1 protein-coding gene is annotated in these 517 nt (G+C 49.3%); it reads left to right on the forward strand.

What is annotated here, in order from left to right; translation table 11 throughout:
- On the forward strand, window positions 1-517 hold a 517-nt coding region (locus R7190_RS30830), incomplete at both ends, for an endonuclease (RefSeq protein ID WP_318138337.1).

Consider the following 517-nt stretch of genomic DNA (forward strand, 5'->3'; position numbering starts at 1 on the left):
TGTGGAAGTGGCGCGGGTTCGTACACGTTGATGGAAGGAGCCAAGACCCTTGCTTCTGGCGCTGAGTTCGCCAAAAGCGAAACCACTGATTTTACGTTAGGTGACACCACCACGACTCCACCAGTGGTTGATGGGTATTATCAAGCCGCGTCTGGCAAGACAGGCTACGCACTCAAAACGGCATTGTTTAACATCATCAATAATCACTCCAGCCGTGGCTATTCAGCGATTTGGACTTTGGTAAAAGACGCAGATTTGGATAACTACTACGAGAAAGACGGCTCCATCCTTGATATGTATTCAGAGAAGCCTGCGGGCAACGACGCAGTGAGTTTCACGAAAGTAACCGACCAATGCGGTCAATACAGTCAAGAAGGGGATTGCTACAACCGTGAACACTCGTTCCCGAAAAGCTGGTTTGGTGGCAAAGTTGAACCGATGAACTCAGACGGTCACCATTTGTTTGCCACCGATGGTTATGTAAACGCCAAACGTAGCAACTGGCCATTTGGCGAAG

The organism is Vibrio sp. 1078-1 (assembly GCF_033340475.1).